A 21,626-nucleotide genomic window follows, 5' to 3' on the forward strand; every position below is an offset into this window, starting at 1 on the left:
GGTTCGATGTCCCTGCTTGTTATCGTGGTGGGTCGGATTGTCAGTCCTGATACAGGCCCTTGTCACGCGCCTTCTGGATCGCGAGCGCGGCCATCAGGTCGAGCATCGGGGTCGAAATGGCGGCCGCGCGAGCAAATGTCGCCGGTGCGCGCACCAGCACATCGATCTCCATGGCGCGCCCGAGTTCGTAGTCCTGCAGGATCGACGGCTTGTGGTCCGGCGCCGGCCCACTGCGGGTGATGCGCTTGACCTCGGGAATGTAGTGTGTCGCCACCACATTGGCCTCGTCGAGCAGGCGCGGTATCACGTCCTGCATGTCGGGGTCGTCGCGGACGCCACGCGCGGTCAGCCCGGTCAGCAGGCAGAGCACCGACATCGACATGTTGGTCAACAGCTTCGACCAGATCGTCTCGCGGATCTGCTTGACCTCGGGCGATTCGATCGCGGCGTCGTTGAGCGCCGCACGCAGGGTGGCGATGCGCTCGCCCTGGCGGTCGTCGCATTCGCCGATCATGAGGCGGTTGCGGTCCGGCGACAGGTTCGCGACGACGCCGGGCGCGATCACCTCGTTGGAGGAAAAGATCACGCCGCCGATGATCCGCTCCTTCTGGATGACGCTGCGCAAATGCCCGCCGGGATCGAGGAAGCCGAGGTCGGGGATGGCGGGATGCTGCGGCGGCAGGCCGAGATCGTACCACCAGGGAATGCCGTTCTGCGCGAACACGATTGATGTGTCGCGTTGAAGCAGTGGCGGGAGCCCGGTTGCGAGCGCGCCGATGCCGGTCGCCTTCAGCGTGCTGATGACGATGTCTTGCGGCCCCAGATCGGCAGGATCGGCTGAGGCCTTCACCTTGGCGCTGACGCTGGTGTCGCCGACCTTCAGCGTCAGTCCGCTGGTCCTGACCGCGTCGAGATGCGGCCCGCGCATCACGCAGGACACATCGTGGCCGGCGCGCGCGAGCCGGACCGCGAAGTGGCTGCCGACGGCGCCCGCGCCGAAAATGCAAATACGCATGAGTGGAACAATTCTCCGCAATGTGCCCCGTCAGTTTCCACAAGCGCGGGGCATCGCGCAACCCGTCATGCGCGTGGCGCGGTCGCGCGCGCTCGAAAGTGATGGATCAAGGCATCTGCTCTCGCCATAGTGCAAGCTGGTACAAGACAACAGCAATGCCGAACGAGGGAGAAACGTCATGTCGGCCAGCCCAGTCCTGTGGAGCCTCGATGCGCGCGGGGTCGCGACCGTCACGCTGAATCGTCCCGAGGTCAACAATGCCTATGACGGCGCGCTGATTGCGGGCGTGCTCGCCGCGATCGACGATCTCTCGACCAGGCCGGTGCGCGTCGTCGTGCTGAACGGCAACGGCAAGCATTTCCAGGCCGGCGCCGACCTGAAATGGATCAACGGCGTGCGGCCGAAATCGTTCGAGGAGAACGAGGCGGCATCGCGCGCCACCTTCGAGGCGGTGCAGCGTCTCAACACGCTGCCGGTCCCGACCGTGGCGCTGGTGCAGGGCGGCTGCTTCGGCGGCGGCACCGGCGTGATCTCGGCCTGCGATATCGTGATCGCGGCCGACAATGCGCTGTTCTCGATCACCGAGGTGCGCTGGGGCCTGACCGCGGCGATCATCATCCCGCAGCTCTGCGATGCGATCGGCGTCCGCCAGGTGCGCCGCTACGCACTGACCGGCGAACGGTTCGGCGCCGAGGATGCCCGCCGCATCGGCCTCGTCCATGAGGTGGTGCCATCAGCCGATCTCGACAGCGCCGGCGCCAAGGTCGTCGAGCAGCTGCTCGGCAACGCGCCGGACGCGATGGCCGAGACCAAGAAGCTCGCGATGGAAAGCTCGTTCGGCGGCATGGCGGTGGACGATGAGGCCTACAAACGCCTCGTTCATCTGCATTCGGCCAAGCGGCAGACCGCGGAAGCTGCCGAGGGGCTTGCGTCCTTCGCCGAGAAGCGCGCGGGCCGCTGGGGCGGCGGCGCGTAAGCTCAGCAGCCGCGGCAGATGCCGCGCATGCTGCGATAGACCTCTTCGTCGTCGCGGCGCATCTGCTGCAGCTGATCGAACGTCTTCGATTCGCTCGACCGCGTCGCCGGCGGCTCGGGCCTGCGCTTCGCCGCAAGTTCCTGCTCCTGCCGATGGTAGCAGGCCTCGCGCTCCGCCCTGGCCTCAATGAAGCGGCAGGTCTCGATCGTCGCCGCGGGCGTCGCAACGATGATGAGACCAAACGACATTGAGATCAGGCGTTTCAAGCGGGCGATCCCTTTCGCGTCCTTGTCTCAGGTCGGCATGCCGACGGCAAGGCCGGCGTCGCATCACAGCGGCAGCGACAGCGATTTTTTCAATGTCTTGAGCAGCGCCTGCACCGCGGCGGCATCGATGCGACGCTCGGGAACGGCGGCCTTGACCCACAATTCGGGGATCGGAAAGTCGGTGAGGACCGGCTGCAAGGCGCCGTCGCGCAGCGCGTCCGCGACCAGATAATGCGAGAGCAGCGCAATGCCGTTGCCGGCGATGGCGCATTGAGTCAGCACGCGGCCTTCGTTCGAGGAGAGGATCGGGCGCACCTGGATATTGATGCGGCCGCGCGGTCCCTCGAACGGCCATTCCGGTCCGGTCGGCAAAAAGCTGAGGCAGCGATGATCGACCAGGTCGCGCGGATGCTTCGGTATGCCGTGCTTCTTCAGATAGGCCGGCGAGGCGCATACGAGGCGCGGCAGCCGGCACAAAGGTTCATCTACGACGCCGCCAAAGGAATGCGGGAAGGCGCCGATCGCGAGGTCGAAACCTTCGGTGACCGGATCGACCGGGCGGTCGATCATCACGATCTCGAGATTCACGCTTCCGTTCTGCTTCTGGAAGATCGTGAAGGCATCGGCGAGCCGCGCAACCGTCAGCGAGGTCGGCGCCTTGACCCGCAGATGATCGGAGAGGTCGCGCTGCTTCTCGCCCATCCGCGACAAGAGATCGCCGACATCGGCAACCACGCCACGGGCGCGATGCACATATCGCTGCCCGGCCTCGGTCAGCCGCAACTGGCGGGTCGAGCGGTGGAACAGCGCGGTGCCGATCCGCTCCTCGAGCTGGGTGACGCGCTTGGCGACAACGGATGTCGCGATATTGAGCTTGCGCGCCGCGGCGGAAAAGCCGCCGGCGTCGGCGGTGGCGAGAAAGGCTTCGAGATTGACCAGCGTATCCATCTGCCTTGCTCGGGCCTTTCTCGATTCGCGAAAGCTGATTACATAATTTGGTGGATTGTACTGCAATCTGCATCAATTCATAGTTGGCCCAATCAACTTTGTTCAGGGCGGAAATGATGCGAGCGAGCACGATCGAAGAACCTGCGCGGCAGGTCCCGGTCTATGGCGAATATGACGTGGTGGTGCTTGGCGGCGGACCGGCCGGCATCGCGGCAGCGGTCGGCGCGGCGCGTGCCGGACGGCGGACCTTGCTGATCGAGCGGTACGGATTTCTCGGCGGCATGGGCACCGCGGCCGGCGTGACCAACTTCTGCGGACTGCACGCCAACATCTTCGGCGAGATGCACCGCGTGGTGCAGGGCATCGCCTCCGACCTCTTGGCGCGGATCGACCGGCTCGGCGGGCTGAACGCGCCGCATCTGATCCTCGGCAAGATCTTCGCGCAGGCGTACGACACCGCGGCCTACAAGATCGCAGCCGACGATTTGCTGGCGCATCACAAGGTCGACATCCTGTTCCACGCGCTCGGCGCCGGCGTCGTCATGGACGGTTCGCACATCCGTGCGCTGATGGTGGAAACCAAGGCCGGCCGGCAGGCCGTGCGCGCCGGCATCTTCATCGATTGCTCCGGTGACGGCGATCTCGCGGTGTGGGCCGGCGCGCCCCATGAAGTCGGCGACAACCAGGGCGGCATGCTCTACCCCTCGATGATGTTCCGCCTCAACGGCATCGATCCGGCGAAGGCCGGCGATGCGTGGCGCACCATCCCGGAGCGGATGGCGCAGGCCGAGGCCGCCGGCACGCATAAATTCCCGCGCAAATCCGCCATCGTGCGGCCGCAGAAATCGCAGATCGAATGGCGGGTGAATTTCACCCAGGTGACGCGCAACGACGGCGGCGCCATCTCCGGCATCGATCCTGATGACATGACGCGCGGCGAGATCGAGGGGCGCCGCCAGGCAGTCGAGGCGTTCAAGTTCCTGCGCACGGTGCCCGGCTTCGAGAATTCCTACATCGTCGATCTGCCGCCGCAGCTCGGCATCCGCGAGACGCGGCGTGTGATCGGCGGCTACATGCTGTCCGGCGAGGACGTGCTGGGCTGCGCCTCGTTCGAAGATTCGATCGGCGTCAATGGCTGGCCGAAGGAATCCCATGTGCCAGGCGATGTGATCTTCGAGTTTCCGCCGATCCCGGAGAGCCGCGGCTACAATGAATTGCCGTACCGCATGCTGGTGCCCGAAGGCGTTGACAATCTGTTGATCGCCGGCCGCTGCGCCTCGATGACCCATGAAGGGCAATCGGCGGCGCGGGTCTCCGGTGCCTGTTTTGTGATGGGCGAGGCGGCGGGAACAGCGGCTGCGCTCGCATTGTCGGGCAATACGATTCCGCGCGACATTTCCGTCGAAAAGTTGCAACAACAGCTTGGCAAGCAGGGCGCGTTCATCGGCCGCGATCAGGCCGTGCCTGAAGGATTATGAGTGGAGACGGCAATGATGGGTTGGGCGCGGCTCGCACTCGCGGGTCTCCTGGTGTGGGCTGCGAGCGGCCTCGCGCGGGCCGATGATCTCCTGAAGGCGAAGATCGGCGTGTTGCGGCTGTCGTCCTCGGCGCCGGTGTTCATCGCGCAGGATAAGGGCTATTTCCGCGACGCCGGGCTCGATGTCGAGCTGAAGTTCTTCGACGCGGCACAGCCGATCGCGGTCGCGACCGCGTCGGGCGACGTCGATTTCGGCATCACCGCCGTCACCGCGGGGCTCTACAATCTCGCCGGAAAGGGCGCGCTGAAGGTGATCGGCGGCATGAGCCGCGAGAAGGCCGGCTATCCCCTGATCGGCTACTTCGCCAGCAACAACGCCTATGCGAGCGGCCTCAAGACGCCGAAGGATCTGGCGGGCAAGCGCGTCGCGGTGACCCAGGTCGGCTCCAGCTTCCATTATTCGCTCGGCCTGCTCGCCGACAAATACGGCTTCAAGCTGTCCGACGTGAAGGTGGTGCCGCTGCAGTCGCTGTCGAACGCGGCCGCGGCGCTGAAGGGCGAAACCGTCGACGCCGCGCTGCTGCCGGTCTCGACCGCGCGGACGCTGATGGATTCCAACGGCGCGAAATTGCTCGGCTGGGTCGGCGACGAGACGCCGTGGCAGCTGGGGGCGATCTTCGCGTCGCCGAAGGCGCTGACCAACGCACCGCTGGTGACCAGGCTGCTCACCGCGCTCACCCGCGCCGACCACGAATATCACGACGTGATCCTGACCGCGATCAAGGACGGGGTGGCGCCGATCAACGACAAGACAAAACCGCTGCTCGAGATCATCGCCAAATACACCAACCTGCCGGTTGCGCAGGTGGTCGGCAATTGCGCCTATATCGATCCCGACGGCAAGCTCGACGTGAAGAACCTCGACAACCAGATCAAATGGCTGCAGGGGCAGGGTTTCGTCGACAAGGGTTTCGATGCCAATGCGATCATCGCCAAGGATTATGTGAAGGGGGATTGATGTGGGACCGCGTGCACAACTCTATCCCCGTCACCCTGAGGAGCGCGCACTTGCGCGCGTCTCGAAGGGTCGACGGCCGAGCTGCTACATCCGGGCCGTCGACCCTTCGAGACGCCGCTGCGCGGCTCCTCCAGCGACAAAGGCGTAGCCTTTGCGCGGGGGTGACGGGTCTGGCAGTGAGTTCATGACGCCATGGACCTGATCGCCGACCATATCAGCCATCGCTTCGGCGCGCTCGACGTGCTCGACGATGTCTCCTTCACGGTGCGCGCCGGCGAGATCGTCGCGATCGTCGGTCCGTCCGGCTGCGGCAAGAGCACGCTGCTTTCCATTCTTGGTGGCTTGCTGCGGCCGAGCAAAGGCGTCGCCGAGCTGCGCGGCGCGGCGCCGGCCGGCAGCCTCAATCCGCTGACCTTCGTGTTCCAGGATTTTGCGCTGCTGCCGTGGAGCACGGTCGAGCAGAATGTCGCGTTTCCGCTGCTCCATACGGGCTTGAGTGCCGGCGAGCGCCGCGCCGTGATCGACGATGCGCTGCGCCGCACCGGGCTGTCGGATTTTCGCGCCGCCTATCCGAAGCAGCTGTCCGGCGGCATGCGCCAGCGCGTCGGCATTGCGCGGGCACTCGCGGTTCGTCCCGCGATCCTGCTGATGGACGAGCCGCTGTCGGCGCTGGATTCGCAGACCCGCGAGCTTCTGATGGAGGATTTCGTGCGTCTGCTCGCCGACGGTGCAATGGGCGCGGTCTATGTCACGCATAATCTCGAGGAGGCGGTGCGGCTCGCCGATCGCGTCGTGGTGCTGTCGCGCCGTCCCGGCCGCATCCGGGAGATCGTGGCCATCCCGATGACGCGCGCCGAGCGTGGCATGGCGGATGCCCGCGGACAAATGGCCGCGCTGCAAGGTGAGCTGTGGTCGCTGATCCGCAAGGAAGCGATCGATGCCGAGCGCGAGGTCCAGCATGCTTGAGCGCTCTCCGCAGGATACCAAGGACCAATCGGTGGAAGCGACGCGCCCCGTCGCGTTTCGTGGCGCCGGCTTTACGCCCGGCGGCAGCCGCCGTGCCGGCTGGATCGCGCTCGCGCTGGTGATCGCGATCTGGCAGCTCGCCGGCAGCGCAGGCTGGGTCAATCCGCTGTTCCTGCCGGCGCCGTCGGCGATCGCGGTTGCGATCTATAAGCTCGCGATGTCGGGCGCGCTGTGGCAGCACTTGTCGTGGTCGATCATGCGGATCGGTACCGGCTGGATCATCGGCACGGCCGCCGGCGTCGTGGTCGGCTTCGCGATCGGGCTGTCGACCATGGCGCGCGGCGTCGGCATCACCTTCATCTCGGCGCTGTTCCCGATCCCGAAGATCGCGCTGCTGCCGTTGCTCATTCTGTGGCTCGGGATCGGCGAGGAGCCGAAGATTGCGACCATTGCGCTAGGCGTGTTCTTCTCGACCGCGATCTCGGTCTATAGCGGCGTCGATGCGGTGCCGCGCAACCTGATCCGGATGGCGCAAAGCTTCAACGTGCCGTTCCACGCCATCGTGCGCCGCGTGATCTGGCCCGGCGCGCTGCCCTCGATCCTCGCCGGCTTCCGCATCACCGCATCGGTGGCGCTCTTGCTCGTGGTCAGCGCCGAGATGATCGGCGCGCAATACGGCATCGGCGCCTTCGTGCTGCAGGCCGGCAATCTGATGCAGACCGATCAGCTGCTCGCCGGCGTCGTGATCCTGTCGCTGTTCGGGCTTGCGGTGGGGAAGCTGATCAATTTGCTCGAGACACGGTTGCTGCACTGGCGGTGATGGACGCGCTGCCACCACATCCAAGGCGTCGTCCCGGCGAAAGCCGGGACCCATAACCACAGGGCGTGGTTGTTAGAAAAAGGCTGGGGCCCCAACGCGTTCAACCAATCGAGATTGGTGGTTGGGTCCCGGCCTTCGCCGGGACGACGTGAGGTGAGCGCTGCGTGCCTTGCGCAGACGATCGTTACGCGTTGCCCCTGTCCTCGCGGAACAGGTCGAGCTTCTGCTGCACGGGGCGGTCGGAGAACGAGAACAGCACGGAGTCGGCATCGGCCTCGTGGGTGACCCAGTGCCAGCTCGGCACCACGAACAGGTCGCGCGGTCCCCACTCGAAGGTCTGGTCGCCGACCCTTGTGCGGCCCTTGCCCTCGATTGCGGCGAACACGGTTGCATCGGTTGCGCGATAGCGCGCGGTCTTGAAACCCTTCGGCAGCAGCTGGATGAAGGTGCCGATGGTCGGCATCGCGAAATCCCCGGTCTCGGGGTTGGAGAATTTCAGCTTCAGGCCGTGGCAGGCGTCCCACTCGTCGCCGACCTTGGCCTTCTCCAGCGCCTCGCGGGTGTATTCATAGGGGTAGTTGAAGATCGGCGAGGTCTTCGAGGTCCGCTTCTGGTCGATCGGCAGCAGATTGTGGCCGTAACGCGCGAAGCTGGCGCCGGCCGGCTTGGAGATCGACTGCTGGTCCTCCTTGGCGCCCTCGGCAAACGAGCAGTCGAAGAACTGCACCATCGGGATGTCGAGCCCGTCGAGCCAGAACATCGGCTCATTGGTTTCGTTGGAATGGTCGTGCCAGGTCATCGACGGCGTGATGACGAAGTCGCCCGGCGACATCGCGGTGCGCTCGCCGTCGACGGCGGTGAACGCGCCCTTGCCCTCGAGCACGAAGCGCAGCGCCGATTGGGCATGGCGATGGGCGGGAGCGATGTCGCCCGGCACCACCATCTGCACGCCGGCGAACAGCGAGGTCGTGATCTTGGACTGGCCGCGGAGGCCGGGATTTTCCAGCACCAGCACGCGGCGCTCGGCTTCCTTGGCCGTGATCAGCTTGCCGGCCTCGTTCATGTAGTCGCGGATCTGGTCGAACTTCCATAAGTGAGGACGGCAGGCGCTTTTCGGCTCCGGCGTGATCAGATCGTTCATCACGTTCCACAGCGCCGAGAGGTTCTGGCCGTCGATCTTCTTGTAGAATGCCTCGCGCTCCGGGGTCTTCTGCACGGCTTCCATGGCAAGCCTCCCATCATTCTTGTCGGTGCAATTTAATTGACAGTATACTGACAATATGGCTAGCGTCAATCAACCAGGCCGTAGCGTTTTCGAGCGAAGTGGATACGGTTCGCGCAAAGAAAACGCGTCAAACCAGAACAATGCAAGGGAGGTTCCGATGAAGCTGCATGGCTATTTCCGGAGCAGCGCGTCCTACCGGGTCCGGATCGCCCTCAACCTGAAGGGGCTCACGTCCGAGCATCTGCCGCATCATCTGCGCAAGGGCGAGCAGTGCGCGCCGGCCTATCTCGCGATCAATCCGCAGGGGCTGGTGCCGACCCTGGAGAGCGACGCCGGCGCGATCCTCACCCAGTCGCTCGCGATCATCGAATGGCTCGACGAGACCAATCCCAATCCGCCGCTGCTGCCGAACGATCCGCTGCGGCGCGCCAAGGTGCGGGCGTTCGCGCAGGCGATCGCCTGCGACACCCATCCGGTGCAGAATTTGAAGGTGCTGGCGCGGCTGCGTCAGCTCGGCCTTCCCGAGGAGCAGGTGACCGAATGGGCGGCCTGGGCCAATCGCGAGGGACTGTCGGCCTGCGAGACCCTGATCGCGGCGGAGTCCGGCCCGTTCTGCTTTGGAGACCAGCCGACGCTTGCCGATCTCTGCCTGGTGCCGCAGCTCGCCAATGCGCGGCGCTTCGGCGTCGACGTCTCGGCCTATCCGCGCCTGCTCAAGGCCGAGGCCGCGGCCAAACAGGTCAAGGCGTTCGCCGACGCCGCCCCGGACAAGCAGCCCGATGCCGAATAACAAGCCAACCCCCGTCACGATGGACGCGGTCTACACCGCGCCCGGCTACCTGTTCCGGCGGATGCAGCAGATCGCGGTCGCGCTGTTCATCGAGGAGTGCAAGGCATTCGACCTGACGCCGGTGCAATATGCCGCGCTGGTCACGATCTCGACCCATCCCGGCATCGACGCCACAAGGCTTTCGGCGGTGATCGCGTTCGATCGCTCCACGCTCGGCAACGTGATCGAGCGGCTGCAGGCCAAGGAGTTCATCGTGCGCAAGCCGGCGCCCGAGGACAAGCGTGTCAAGCTGCTCTATCTCACCAAGGCCGGCGCGGCGGTGCTGAGCGATATCATGCCCTCGGTCGACAAGGCACAGGCGCGGATGCTGCAGCCGCTGAAGCCGGCCGACCGCAAGACGTTGCTGGCGCTGTTGACCCAACTCGTCGACCTCAACAATGAGGCCTCGCGGGTGCCGCTGCGCGCCGAGGATGCGCTTGAGCATCTCGGGAGGTCGGGCTGATGGCGCAGACGAGACCGGTCCTGATCGCGGGCGGCGGCATCGGCGGTCTCGCCGTCGCGCTCGGCCTCGCGCAGAAGGGCATTCGCTCCATCCTGCTGGAGAAGGCCTCAGCGCTCGGTGAGATCGGCGCCGGCATCCAACTTGGGCCGAACGCGTTCCACGCCTTCGACTATCTCGGCGTCGGCGAGGCCGCGCGCAACATGGCGGTCTATATCGACCAGCTCCGGCTGATGGATGCGCTGACCGCCGATGAGATCACCCATATCGATCTCGGCGATGCCTTCCGCGCTCGGTTCGGCAATCCCTATGCCGTGGTGCATCGCGGCGATTTGCACGGCGTGTTCCTGCGCGCCTGCCAAAATCACGAGCTGATCGAACTGCGCGTGTCCAGCGAGGTGACAGGCTACGAGCAGGATGGCTCGTCCGTGACCGCAAAGCTCGCCGGTGGCGAGCGGATCGCCGGCCGCCTGCTGATTGGGGCCGACGGGCTGTGGTCGAACATCCGCAAGCAGGTGACGGCGGATGGCCCGCCGCGCGTCTCCGGCCACACCACCTATCGCTCCGTGATTCCGACCGAGCAGATGCCGGAGGATCTGCGCTGGAACGCGGCCACGCTATGGGCCGGCCCGAAATGCCACATCGTGCATTACCCGCTGTCGGGCTGGAAGGTGTTCAACCTCGTCGTCACCTATCACAACGACGCGCCGGAGCCGGTCGCGGGCAAGCCGGTCTCCGAAGCCGAGGTGATGAAGGGTTTTACCCACGTCCATGAGCGGGCGCAGAACATCATCCGCCACGGCACCAACTGGAAGCTCTGGGTGCTGTGCGACCGCGATCCGAACGCGCAGTGGATCGACGGCCGCGTGGTGCTGCTCGGCGACGCCGCGCATCCGATGCTGCAATATTTCGCGCAGGGCGCTTGCCAGGCGATGGAGGACGCGGTCTGCCTGTCGCACATGCTGGCCAGTCACGATGATCAGGCTATGGCGCTTGAGGCCTACAGCGCGCAGCGCTTCCCTCGCACTGCGCGCGTGCAGCTGATGTCACGCGCGATCGGCGAACACGTCTACCATCCCTCGGGCGAGCACGCCCGCATCCGCAACGCGATCATGAGCGCGAAGTCGCAGGCCGAGTGGTGCGATGATATCGCCTGGCTGTATGGTGGGACGGGGCTGAAGGCGTAGCCGCCGGTGGCTAATGTAGACGAGCAATTGCCACATCTTCAGTCGTCGTCCTGGCGAAAGCCAGGACCCATAACCACAGATGTGTGTGGTGCGAAGGCTGGGGCCCCAGCTTACCTCAACAAGGACTATTCGTGGTTATGGGTCCTGGCTTTCGCCAGGACGACACCGAATTTTTGGCCGCCGCGCCCTACGAAACGCGCCCTCACATCCGCATCACCGCCTGCCGGTCGATCTTGCCGGTGCCGGTCTTCGGCAGCTCGTTGATGAATTTGACCTCGCGCGGATATTTGTACGGCAACAGCTTCGTCTTGACGTAGTCCTGCAGCCGCCGCGTCGTTTCGGCCGTGTCGAAGCCGGCCTTGTTCATGACAACCACGGCGCGCAGCGTCATGCGCCGGTCGGGCAATTCGGCGGCGTAGACGGCGCATTCGCGGACGTCGGGGTGATCGGCGAGACAGAGCTCGACTTCCAGCGGATAGACCCACTGGCCGGAGATCTTGATCAGATCGTCGGCGCGGCCGCGGAAGAAGTGGAAGCCGTCGCTGTCGCGCATGAAGCGGTCGCCGGTGTAGATCCAGCCGTCCTCGCGCACGGTCTCGACGGTCTTGTCCGGCCGGTTCCAGTACAATGGGGTCGCGGAATCGCCGCGCACCCACAAGATGCCTTCCTCATTGTCGCCGACCTCGCGGCCGTCGCTGTCGCGCAGCATGATCTCGTAGCCGGGCACGCGCAGGCCGGCGGCGCCGAGCTTCTTTCGTTCCGCGCGGTTGCTGAGATAGACGTGCAGCACTTCGGTCGAGCCGAGGCCTTCGATGATCTCGAGCCCGGTGAGCCGCTTCCAGCCGTTGAACACATCGGCCGACAGCACCTCGGCGGCCGAGACCGCCATTCGCAGCGACGAGAAATCGGTCTGCTCGGCGCCCTCGGCCTTGGTCAGCGAGATGTAGAGCGTCGGCAGGCCGAAGAACACGGTCGGCCGATATTGTCCGATCGCCGCGAAGATCGCAGCCGGCTTCGGCTGGCCCGGCAGCAGCAGCGTGGCGGCGCCGACGGAAAATGGAAACGTGATCGAATTGCCGAAACCGTAGGCGAAGAAGATCTTCGGCACCGAGAAGCAGATGTCACCGGGCTCTAGCTTCAGCACATTGCGGGCAAAGGCGCGCTCGCTATAGGCCATGTCGTGCTGCAGATGCACGATGCCCTTGGGACGGCCGGTCGACCCGGACGAATACATCCAGAACGCCATCTCGTTGCGGTGGGTGTCGGCCGCGTCGAGCTCGATCGGAAATCCTTGCAGCCAGTCGCCGGCGTTGCGCGCCTCGGCGACGGCGTGATCGCCGGCGGCGCCGTTGACCACGACCAGCGTGCGCAGCGGCGTGTCCTTGCAGGCTTCCGCGTTGAAGCGCGCACAGAATTCCGCATCGGTGACGGCGACCTGCGCGCCGGCGTCGGACAGGTAGAATTGCAGCAGCTCGGGCGTGGTCAGCGTGTTGATCAAGAGCGGCACGAAGCCGGCACGCACCGCGCCGAAGAATGCCGCGGGATAGGCCGGGGTATCGTCGAGGAACAGCAGGATGCGGTCGCCGCGCTGCAGTCCAAGCGACCGGAAGGCGTGGCCCCAGCGTGCGGCCTCAGTGCAGAGCTCGCGATAGGTCCGCGTGCCGGCCGGGCCGGTCAGCGCCAGGCGCTCGGCATTCCCGTTGCCGAGATTGTCGAACAGGATGCAGCTCGCGTTGTAGCGCTCGGAGATCGTAAAGCCGATCTCGCGCGCACCGGGATTGTCCAGCGGAACCTGGTCGGCGATCCCGGTCATGATTGTCCCTTTGCGGCTGCGTAGCGGGCCATGAAGGCGGGCGACATCGCGCGCAGCCGCGCGTCGTCGATCCGGCCGGAGCGGGTGATGTAGCTGTAGGCGAAATCCATCAGATCGAGCTTCATGTGCGCGGGGAAATGCTCGTACCAGTCGGCACTGGTCCGCGCCGCGGTGACGAGCTTCTTCACGATCGGCTTGCGCTCGCTCTCGTAGCGGGCAAGCGCGGCGGCGATGCCGCTCTCGGTCTCCAGCGCCTTGGTCAGCGCGATCGCGTCCTCGATCGCGAGCCGCGTGCCGGAGCCGATCGAGAAATGCGCCGAATGCAAGGCGTCGCCGATCAGCACCATGTTGCCGTGCGACCAGCGCTCGTTCCAGATCCACGGGAAATTGCGCCACACCGATTTGTTCGAGATCAGCCGGTGGCCGTCCAGAGTCGCGGCGAACACCTCTTCGCAAATCGCCTGCGACTCCTCGATGCTCTTGTCGGCGAAGCCGTAGGCCGCCCAGGTCGCCGCGTCGCATTCGACCAGGAAGGTGCTCATGTCCTTCGCATAGCGATAGTGATGGGCGTTGAAGCTGCCGCGCTCGGTCGCCACGAAGGTCTGCGACAGCGTCGCGAAGGTTTTCGTGGTGCCGTACCAGGCGAACTTGTTTGAGGACTGCGAGACCGACGCGCCGAAGGCGGACTCATAGCCGCGGCGGACCATCGAGTTCAGCCCGTCGGCGGCGACGATCAGGTCGTAACCTGCGAGCTGGTCGACCGACTGCACCACGGTGTCGAAGCGCGGCGTGACGCCTGTGCTGCGGACGCGCTCCTGCAGGATCGTCAACAGCGCCAGCCGGCCGATCGAGGAGAACCCGACGCCGTCGATCTCGACGCTCTCGCCGCGCAGATTGAGGGTGATGTTCTTCCAGCTCTCCATAAGCGGGGCGATGGCGTCGACCGTCTCGGGGTCGTCGGCGCGCAGGAAGTCCAGCGCCTGCTCGGAGAACACCACGCCGAAGCCCCAGGTGGCGCCGGCGGCGTTCTGCTCGAACAGGTCGATCTCGGCGTCGGGATGACGCTTCTTCCAGAGATAGGCGAAATAGAGCCCGCCTGGCCCTCCGCCGATCACGGCGATCCGCAACGTCTGCCTCCCAGATTGACAGTGTACTTACAATCCGGGTCCAGACTAATCGCCCTCTGGCGGGAACGCCAGAGGGAAAATGCGCGCGGCGACAAGCCGCCTGGGGCTGAAAGTCTCAGTAGCAGCGGCGGACCTTGACCCCGTCGACCCACACCCAGCGGCAGCCGGCGGCGACGGGTTTGCGGGCGACGACCGCGCCGTTGGGACCGGCGCAGCCGGCGCGATAGACGCCGTGCGCGCAAACGACCGCGTTGGCGTCGGAGGACTCAAAGGTCGTGGTCGCGGCAAAGGACAGCAGGGCTGCGGCGATCAGCACTATTCAACGCATGAAATTCCCTCTCCCGGGTGAGGTATGCTTGGCCTGTAGGTGACAACAAAGTGCTACGGCTCCGTGCCCCGGCGATCGCCGGGCACATGTCGTCTCACCGCCTGCGCGGCTATTTCTTTTCCGCTTCCGCCAGCACCTTCTTGCAGGCGGGCGCCAGCTTGTCGCTCTGCTTGGCGAGACAGGCGATGATGCGGCCGCCGCCGGGCGTCACGCTTTTGCAAAACTTCTCGTAATCGCCCATGCAGGCGTCGCGTTGTGCTGATGTCAGCTCCTGGGCGTAGGCGGTGGTTGCGCCGCAGAGCAGCGCGGCGGTCAGGATAATGCGCAGCATTGTTCGCTCCCCTTTTCCGGTCGATCGCGTGACAACAGGATTACCGCGCCGCGAACGGCGCCAGCACGTCGCGGCACGCCGGCGATAGCGAGCCGGCATTGGTCGCGAGGCAATGCACGATCCGCCCGCCGCCCGGCTGGACGCCGCCACAGATCGAGCGGACGTCGGCGCCGCAGGCCGAGCGCAGCACGAGCAACTCTTCGCGCGGCCGCAGTGGCCGCAACGCGATCACGGCCGGCGCCGCGGCTGGTGCTGCCGTCGTCGCTGCAGCGCCCGCGGCCGGCGCGGCGGCACCGCCACCGGCGGCGGCCACGGTCTTCTCGCAGGCCGGTGAAAGCTTGCCCTTGTTCTTTTCGAGGCATTGCAGTGCCGGCGCGCCGCCGGTCGGCACGCCCGCGCAAACCTTGGGATAATCGGAGCGGCATGCGCTGCGGATCGCGGAGATCTGCGCGTTGGACGGCGTCCCGGCCGCCTTCGGTGCGGCGGCTTCGGTGGCAGGCTTGGCCGTTGCCGCCGGAGCAGCTTCGGTCTTGGCCGCCGCGGGCGCAGAGTCTGCCTTCGGTGCGGCGGCGGGCGCTTCGACGGCCTTCACCGCGCTGGCGCAGCCCGGGCCGAGGCTCGCCATGTTCTTCTGCAGACATTGCAGCGAGGCTTCGCCGCCCGGCGGTACGCTGGAGCAGTGGGCGATGTAGTCGTTGCGACATTGCGACTTGATGGCGTCGCGCTGCGCCTGCGTCGGCGCCTGCGACAAGACCGGTGCGGTGCTCATGAATGCCGCAAGCGCAAGACATGCGGACAGCTTCGTTGCTCGTGTCAACGCATTGATCATCTGAATAAATCCTCTGGTCGCGCCGGATGCGTCCGGCTCAACTGAACTGAGTTCTGAAAAGTCTTTGTTGTAACAACCTCGGCGCGCGACATCATTTTCGCTTTCGAGTTCCGCTGCAAGCGGATTGTTGCTATGGATGAAGCAGGCGGATTTTTTGCCCGTCACGAGATCTTTGAATTTAGTCATTTGAATCGAGGCTCGGAAATGAGGCATGCGCGCGCGTCGGCACATTTCGGTCGGAGTAGTTTTGTGCGGCTGCGAAATGCACCGCTTGCGCGCATCGCGTTCGTCGTATCGGCCTTCGTCAGTTTAAGTGCCTGCGAGCAAAACAGTTTTGTTGCGCCGCCGCCGCCCAAGGTCGAGGTTGCGCCGCCGGTGCAGCGCGCCATCACACGTTATCTGGACGCCACCGGAAACACCGCGCCGATCCAGACCGTCGATCTGGTCGCGCGCGTGCAGGGCTTTCTACAGGCGATCAACTATCAGGACGGCTCTTTCGTGAAAGAGGGGACCACGCTGTTCACGATCGAGCCGGAGACCTACAAGCTGAAGCTGGAACAGGCGCAGGCCGCAGAGGTCGGCGCGCAGGCGACGCTGAAGCAGGCCGAGCTCGACTTCAAGCGGCAGACCGATCTGGTGCAGCGGCAGGCGGTCTCGCAGGCGACCCTTGATACCTCGACGTCCACCCGGGACAACGCCCAGGCCAGTCTGCAGCAGGCCCAGGTCAACACCAGGATCGCCGCGGTCAACTACGGCTACACCAATGTCGCCGCGCCGTTCGATGGCATCGTCAGCAACCACCTTGTGTCGGTCGGCGAGCTGGTCGGCGTGGCGTCGCCGACCCAGCTTGCCACCATCGTGCAGCTCGATCCGATCTATGTGAATTTCAACGTCAACGAACAGGACGTGCAGCGGGTGCGGGATGAAGCGCGCCGTCGTGGTCTGACGGTCAACGAACTCAGGCAGTTGCCGGTCGAGGTCGGCCTGCAGACCGAGACCGGCTATCCGCACAAGGGCAAGCTTGATTACATCTCGCCGACCCTCAACCAGTCGACCGGCACGCTCGCGGTCCGCGGCGTGTTCGCAAATCCGGACCGGACCTTGCTGCCCGGCTTCTATGTCCGCGTTCGCGTGCCGTTCGAAAAGCAGGACGACGCGCTGCTGGTGCCCGACGTCGCGATCGGCAGCGACCAGGCCGGCCGCTACGTGCTGGTCGTCAATGCCGAGAATGTGGTCGAGCAGCGCAAGGTGACGACCGGCCCGCTCGATGAGGGGCTGCGCGTCATCGAGAGCGGCCTGAAGCCGGACGACCGCATCGTGACCGCCGGATTGCTGCGCGCGATCCCCGGGCAGAAGGTCGATCCGCAGGTGCAGAAGGCCGACGCGGCGCCGACAGCCGCCAAATAGGACGCACGCGCCATGATCTCGAAATTCTTCATCGAGCGCCCGGTCCTTTCCAACGTCATCGCGATCCTGATGATCCTGATCGGCGGCGTGGCGCTGTACAATCTTGCAGTCGCGCAATATCCCGACGTGGTGCCGCCGACGGTGCAGGTGACGACGCGCTATCCCGGCGCTTCGGCCAAGACCGTGGTCGACACCGTGGCGCTGCCGATCGAGCAGCAGGTCAACGGCGTCGAGGACATGCTGTACATGCAGTCCTACAGCGGCGCCGACGGCACCTATACGCTGACGGTGACCTTCAAGATCGGCACCGATCTCAATTTCGCGCAGGTGCTGGTGCAGAACCGTGTCTCCAGCGCGCTGTCGCAGCTGCCGACCTCGGTGCAGAACCAGGGCGTCACGGTCCAGAAGCGGTCGACCTCGATCCTGCTGTTCGTGACGCTGACCTCGCCGAACGAGACCTATGACAGCCTGTTCCTGTCGAACTACGCCACCATCAACATCCGGGACGAACTGTCGCGCCTGCCCGGCGTCGGCAACGTCACGGTGTTCGGCGCCGGGCAATATTCGATGCGGGTCTGGCTCGATCCGAACAAGCTGCAGGTGCGCGGGCTGGTGCCGCAGGACGTCATCCAGGCGATCCAGCAGCAGAGCCAGCAGGTCACCGCCGGCCAGGTCGGCGCACCGCCGACGCCGGCGGGCCAGGCGTTCCAGTACACGCTGAACGTCAACGGCCGGCTCGACGACAAGAGCCAGTTCGAGGACATCATCGTCAAGACAGGCAATGTCGGCGACGTCACCCGGGTCCGCGACGTCGGCTGGGTCGAGCTCGGCGCGCAGACCTACAGCCAGATCTTCTCGCTGAACCAGAAGCCCGCGACCGGCATCGGCGTGTTCCAGTCGCCGGGCGCCAATGCCTTGCAGGTGGAGAAGGCCGTCGAGAAGAAGATGGCGGAGCTCGCCAGGCAGTTCCCGCAGGACATCAAATACGACACGCCGTTCGACACCACCAAATTCGTCAACGCCTCGATCGAGGAGGTCTACAAGACCCTGTTCGAGGCCGGCCTGCTGGTGCTGGTCGTGATCCTGGTCTTCCTGCAGGACTGGCGGGCGATGCTGGTGCCGGCAACCACCGTGCCGGTCACGATCATCGGCGCGTTCGCGGCCATGGCCGCGCTCGGCTTCACCATCAACCTGTCGACGCTGTTTGCGATCGTGCTGGCGATCGGCATCGTGGTCGACGACGCCATCGTCGTGGTCGAGGGCGCGGCGCACAATATCGAGCGCGGCATGTCGGGCCACGACGCCGCGATCAAGGCGATGGACGAATTGTTCGCGCCGATCGTCGGCATCACGCTGGTCTTGATCTCGGTGTTTTTGCCGGCGGCGTTCCTGCCTGGGCTGACCGGGCGGATGTACGCGCAATTCGCGCTGGTGATCGCCGCCACCGCGCTGCTCAGCGCCGTCAATGCCGCGACGCTGAAGCCGACACAATGCGCGCTATGGCTGCGTCCCCCCGCGCCGCGCGAGCAGCGCAATTTCTTCTATCGCGGCTTCAACGCGGTCTATGACCGGCTGGAGCGCGGCTACACCCGGCTGGTCAGCGGCATCGCCGGGCATGCCAAGACCTCGGTCGCCGTTGCGCTCGTCATCATCGGGCTTGCCGGCTACGGCCTGTCGCGGGTGCCGACCGGATTCATTCCGATCGAGGACCAGGGCTATCTGCTCGCCGCGGTGCAATTGCCCGACGGCGCGGCCCTCGACCGCACCCAGCACGTGCTCGACGAGGTCACCAGGATCGCCGGCAAGACCCCCGGCGTCGACCAGGTGGTCAGCATCGCCGGCATCTCCGCGCTCGACAATTCCTCGAGCCTCGCCAATGCCGGCGTCGCCTATCTGATCCTGAAGGACTGGGGCGCGCGCGGGCCGGGCGAGGATTTGCGTTCGCTGGTCTATGGGCTCAACGACAAGCTCGCGGTGATCCCGGAGGCGCGCATCCTGGTGATCCCGCCGCCGCCGATCCAGGGCATCGGCAACGCCGCCGGCTTTGCCATGCAGGTCGAGCTGCGCGACGGCAATGCCGATTACGGCAAGCTGCAGGCGGTCACCGGCGCGATCGTGGCCAATGCGCAGACCCAGAGCGCGCTGCAACGGGTCCAGTCGTCGTTCCGCTCGATGGTGCCGCAGTTCGACGTCGACGTCGATCGCATCAAGACGCAGACCCTGCACGTCACCCCCGACCAGATCTTCGCGGCGCTGTCGACCTATCTCGGCGCCAGCTACGTCAACCAGTTCACCAAGTTCGGCCGCACCTTCCAGGTCTATACCCAGGCCGACGCACAGTACCGCCTGAGCCTGCGCGACATCGAGAACATGATGGTGCGCAACAGCAACGGCGACATGATCCCGCTCGGCACGGTCGCCAGGATCACGCCCTCGATCGGACCGTCGCTGATCAGCCTTTACAACCTCTATCCGTCCGCCTCCATCATCGGGCTGCCGGCGCAGGGTTACTCGTCCGGCCAGTCGATGGCGTTGATGGAAGAGATCGCGGCAAAGACGCTGCCGCCCGGCTCGGGCTTCGAGTGGACGGCGATGTCGTACCAGGAGAAGGAGGTCGGCAGCCAGATCTACTATGTGTTCGCGCTGGCGCTGCTCCTGGTCTATCTCGTGCTCGCCGGACAATATGAGAGCTGGTACGCGCCGATCTCGGTGATCCTGGCCGTGCCGCTGTCGCTGCTCGGCCCGACGCTGGTGCTGCTGAGCCTGAATATCGAGAACAACCTCTACACCCAGATCGGCACCATCCTGCTGATCGCGCTGTCGGCCAAGAACGCGATCCTGATCGTCGAGGTCGCGCTGGAGCGTCATCTGCGCGACGGACGGTCGGTGCTGGATTCGGCCATCGACGCGGCGCGCGCGCGATTCCGGCCGATCCTGATGACGTCGTTTGCCTTCATCCTCGGCGTGCTGCCGCTGGTGATCGCGACCGGCGCCGGCGCCAACGCCCGCAAGTCGATCGGCATCACCGTGTTCTCCGGCATGATCGCCTCGACCTGCCTCGCCGTGCTGTTCGTGCCGGCGTTCTTCGTCGTGGTGCAGAGTTTCGAGAACTGGCGCAAGGCGAAAAAGGGCAAGACGGCGCCGCAAGCTGCACCGCAGGTGTCGGGCACGGCGCATTAGGGCTGCGCATTCCAACCTGTCACTGTGCCCCCTGAGAGACCGTGAATGTATGACTCTCGATGATGCGACATACTCGATGTCGTCCCGGCGAAAGCCGGGACCCATAACCACCGAAGGTCATTGTTGCCCGACGCTGGGGCCACAGCTTTCTAACGACTCAACCCTGTGGTTGATGGTGTGGACGGCCCCCTACGGCATCAGTGTGCCAGAATGAGGTTGTCTAGATCTCATACATGGGAGCCGTCCGTGAACCAGATTATCCGCATTGGGATTGATACGTCGAAGTATATTTTTGTGCTGCATGGGGTTGATGCGGCGGAGCAGGTGGTGCTGCGCAAGAAGCTGTCGCGCAAACAGGTGCTGGAGTTCTTCGCCAAATTGCCGCCGACCGTGATCGGGATGGAGGCCTGCGGGGCTTCGCAACATTGGGCGCGGGAGCTTTCCAAGCTCGGTCACGAAGTGAAGCTGATGGCACCGCAATTGGTTAAACCCTACGTGATGCGGAACAAGAATGACGGGCGGGATGCAGAAGGTCTGTGTGAAGCGATGAGCCGGCGGAGCATGCGCTTCGTGCCGGTGAAGACGGCCGAGCAGCAGGCTGCGCTGATGCTGATGGGCGTCCGCGACGGATTGATCGTCCGGCGCACCCAGCTGACCAATACGATCCGCGGCCATGCGGCGGAGTATGGCCTGATCGCACCCAAAGGACTGGACGCGATCGAGCCACTGCTGGCGCGGATTGCGCAGGACGAGACGCTTCCCGCCCTGGCACGCGAGCTGTTTGTGGTGCTGGGCCGGGAGCGCGCCAGGCTCGAGGGTGAGTTGAAGGCGGTTGAGGCCAAGCTGATGGCCTGGCACCGCGGCGATGCCACGGGCCGGCGCCTGGCTGAGATCCCCTCGGTCGGTCCGATCGTTGCAACCGCGCTGGTGATGAAGACACCTGATCCGCACGCGTTCCGTTCTGGTCGTCATTTTGCGGCCTGGCTGGGATTGACACCCAAGGACCACTCTACCGCCGGCAGGACCAGGCTTGGCAAGATCACGCGGGCGGGCGATGAGGACCTGCGCCGTCTGCTGGTCATCGGGGCCACGGCGGTGATCCAGCAGGCCAGGCGCGGACGCGGTCATCACTCGCGCTGGCTGCTGGCCCTGATCCAGCGCAAGCCGCCGAAGCTTGCGGCCGTGGCGCTTGCCAACAAAGTAGCCCGTATCGCCTGGAAGTTGATGGCGACGGGCGAGAGTTACGAGGCGGCACGGATCAAGCCCATGACAGCCGCCGCCTAATCGATTGGCCGGCCGGCGGGCTCGCTCGCCGGTCGACCCGGAGCTGCAGGAGCAGATGGAGCGATCGATCGAGCAACGATGCGAGACAATCCGTGGGACCCATCGGCCGTCAACAGGTCGCCTGGTTGTTTGGAACTCGC

At 65.3% G+C, this 21,626-nt stretch carries 20 protein-coding genes; 11 read left to right on the forward strand and 9 right to left on the reverse strand.

What is annotated here, in order from left to right; translation table 11 throughout:
• Window positions 1–40: 40 nt before the first annotated feature.
• A complete protein-coding gene (locus JEY66_RS02450) occupies window positions 41–1,015 on the reverse strand; it encodes a 2-dehydropantoate 2-reductase (RefSeq protein ID WP_016844098.1) in 975 nt (324 codons plus the stop codon).
• Window positions 1,016–1,193: 178 nt separating this feature from the next.
• Here JEY66_RS02450 and JEY66_RS02455 point away from each other — a divergent pair, with 178 nt between their 5' ends.
• The gene (locus JEY66_RS02455) at window positions 1,194–1,991 is read left to right on the forward strand and encodes an enoyl-CoA hydratase-related protein (protein ID WP_016844097.1); all 798 of its coding nucleotides are present in this window, start codon (window positions 1,194–1,196) and stop codon (window positions 1,989–1,991) included.
• Window positions 1,992–1,993: 2 nt separating this feature from the next.
• On the opposite strand, the gene JEY66_RS02460 is transcribed toward JEY66_RS02455, so the two are convergent.
• Together JEY66_RS02460 and JEY66_RS02465 are read right to left on the reverse strand one after the other, a co-directional pair.
• Window positions 1,994–2,257, reverse strand: a complete 264-nt coding sequence (locus JEY66_RS02460) for a type VI secretion protein (protein ID WP_240536784.1) — start codon at window positions 2,255–2,257, stop codon at window positions 1,994–1,996.
• A gap of 63 nt (window positions 2,258–2,320) precedes the next feature.
• On the reverse strand, window positions 2,321–3,205 hold the full coding sequence (locus tag JEY66_RS02465) for a LysR family transcriptional regulator (RefSeq protein ID WP_016844095.1): 885 nt from the start codon (window positions 3,203–3,205) through the stop codon (window positions 2,321–2,323).
• A 116-nt stretch (window positions 3,206–3,321) separates the two neighbouring features.
• On the opposite strand from JEY66_RS02465, the gene JEY66_RS02470 reads away from it, so the two are divergent.
• From JEY66_RS02470 to JEY66_RS02485, 4 genes are all read left to right on the forward strand, one after another.
• Window positions 3,322–4,683 carry an FAD-dependent oxidoreductase gene (locus JEY66_RS02470; RefSeq protein WP_026191974.1) on the forward strand — a complete coding sequence of 454 codons (1,362 nt, stop codon included), beginning with the start codon at window positions 3,322–3,324 and terminating at the stop codon, window positions 4,681–4,683.
• Between the two features lie 12 nt (window positions 4,684–4,695).
• Entirely contained in the window at window positions 4,696–5,700 is a 1,005-nt protein-coding gene (locus JEY66_RS02475) for an ABC transporter substrate-binding protein (protein WP_026191973.1), read from the forward strand.
• A 192-nt stretch (window positions 5,701–5,892) separates the two neighbouring features.
• Window positions 5,893–6,666: an ABC transporter ATP-binding protein gene (locus JEY66_RS02480; RefSeq protein ID WP_016844092.1), complete on the forward strand. Its 774-nt coding sequence runs from the start codon at window positions 5,893–5,895 to the stop codon at window positions 6,664–6,666.
• Window positions 6,659–7,486 carry an ABC transporter permease gene (locus JEY66_RS02485; RefSeq protein WP_016844091.1) on the forward strand — a complete coding sequence of 276 codons (828 nt, stop codon included), beginning with the start codon at window positions 6,659–6,661 and terminating at the stop codon, window positions 7,484–7,486. Before JEY66_RS02480 ends, JEY66_RS02485 begins: the two co-directional genes overlap by 8 nt.
• A gap of 184 nt (window positions 7,487–7,670) precedes the next feature.
• On the opposite strand, the gene gtdA is transcribed toward JEY66_RS02485, so the two are convergent.
• Complete coding sequence (gene gtdA, locus JEY66_RS02490; protein WP_016844090.1) at window positions 7,671–8,711, reverse strand: gentisate 1,2-dioxygenase; 1,041 nt, start codon at window positions 8,709–8,711, stop codon at window positions 7,671–7,673.
• Between the two features lie 157 nt (window positions 8,712–8,868).
• On the opposite strand from gtdA, the gene maiA reads away from it, so the two are divergent.
• Genes maiA through JEY66_RS02505 form a run of 3 tightly spaced genes read left to right on the forward strand, consistent with a single transcriptional unit; the run spans window position 8,869 to window position 11,187 of the window.
• Window positions 8,869–9,501, forward strand: coding sequence for a maleylacetoacetate isomerase (gene maiA, locus JEY66_RS02495; protein ID WP_018269148.1), 633 nt, complete (start codon window positions 8,869–8,871; stop codon window positions 9,499–9,501).
• Window positions 9,491–10,003, forward strand: a complete 513-nt coding sequence (locus tag JEY66_RS02500) for a MarR family winged helix-turn-helix transcriptional regulator (protein WP_026191972.1) — start codon at window positions 9,491–9,493, stop codon at window positions 10,001–10,003. The genes maiA and JEY66_RS02500 overlap by 11 nt, the downstream gene beginning before the upstream one ends.
• Entirely contained in the window at window positions 10,003–11,187 is a 1,185-nt protein-coding gene (locus JEY66_RS02505; protein ID WP_016844085.1) for a 3-hydroxybenzoate 6-monooxygenase, read from the forward strand. Before JEY66_RS02500 ends, JEY66_RS02505 begins: the two co-directional genes overlap by 1 nt.
• Window positions 11,188–11,389: 202 nt before the next feature.
• On the opposite strand, the gene JEY66_RS02510 is transcribed toward JEY66_RS02505, so the two are convergent.
• From JEY66_RS02510 to JEY66_RS02530, 5 genes are all read right to left on the reverse strand, one after another.
• Window positions 11,390–13,000 (reverse strand): benzoate-CoA ligase family protein, encoded by a 1,611-nt coding sequence (locus JEY66_RS02510; RefSeq protein ID WP_018269147.1) that lies wholly within the window; start codon window positions 12,998–13,000, stop codon window positions 11,390–11,392.
• A complete protein-coding gene (locus tag JEY66_RS02515) occupies window positions 12,997–14,127 on the reverse strand; it encodes an FAD-dependent monooxygenase (protein ID WP_016844084.1) in 1,131 nt (376 codons plus the stop codon). The genes JEY66_RS02510 and JEY66_RS02515 overlap by 4 nt, the downstream gene beginning before the upstream one ends.
• 115 nt (window positions 14,128–14,242) lie before the next feature.
• Window positions 14,243–14,443, reverse strand: a complete 201-nt coding sequence (locus JEY66_RS02520) for a hypothetical protein (RefSeq protein WP_016844083.1) — start codon at window positions 14,441–14,443, stop codon at window positions 14,243–14,245.
• Between the two features lie 121 nt (window positions 14,444–14,564).
• Complete coding sequence (locus JEY66_RS02525; protein ID WP_016844082.1) at window positions 14,565–14,786, reverse strand: cysteine rich repeat-containing protein; 222 nt, start codon at window positions 14,784–14,786, stop codon at window positions 14,565–14,567.
• A 40-nt stretch (window positions 14,787–14,826) separates the two neighbouring features.
• Window positions 14,827–15,615 (reverse strand): cysteine rich repeat-containing protein, encoded by a 789-nt coding sequence (locus tag JEY66_RS02530; RefSeq protein ID WP_018269146.1) that lies wholly within the window; start codon window positions 15,613–15,615, stop codon window positions 14,827–14,829.
• Window positions 15,616–15,864: 249 nt separating this feature from the next.
• Between JEY66_RS02530 and JEY66_RS02535 the strand changes: the two genes are divergently transcribed.
• From JEY66_RS02535 to JEY66_RS02545, 3 genes are all read left to right on the forward strand, one after another.
• Window positions 15,865–17,022 carry an efflux RND transporter periplasmic adaptor subunit gene (locus tag JEY66_RS02535; RefSeq protein WP_018269145.1) on the forward strand — a complete coding sequence of 386 codons (1,158 nt, stop codon included), beginning with the start codon at window positions 15,865–15,867 and terminating at the stop codon, window positions 17,020–17,022.
• Between the two features lie 12 nt (window positions 17,023–17,034).
• Window positions 17,035–20,202 carry an efflux RND transporter permease subunit gene (locus JEY66_RS02540; RefSeq protein ID WP_018269144.1) on the forward strand — a complete coding sequence of 1,056 codons (3,168 nt, stop codon included), beginning with the start codon at window positions 17,035–17,037 and terminating at the stop codon, window positions 20,200–20,202.
• 246 nt (window positions 20,203–20,448) lie between these two features.
• Complete coding sequence (locus JEY66_RS02545; protein WP_018269073.1) at window positions 20,449–21,486, forward strand: IS110 family RNA-guided transposase; 1,038 nt, start codon at window positions 20,449–20,451, stop codon at window positions 21,484–21,486.
• The last annotated feature ends 140 nt before the right edge of the window (window positions 21,487–21,626 follow it).

Source organism: Bradyrhizobium elkanii USDA 76, assembly GCF_023278185.1.
GTDB classification, from domain to species: Bacteria; Pseudomonadota; Alphaproteobacteria; order Rhizobiales; family Xanthobacteraceae; genus Bradyrhizobium; species Bradyrhizobium elkanii.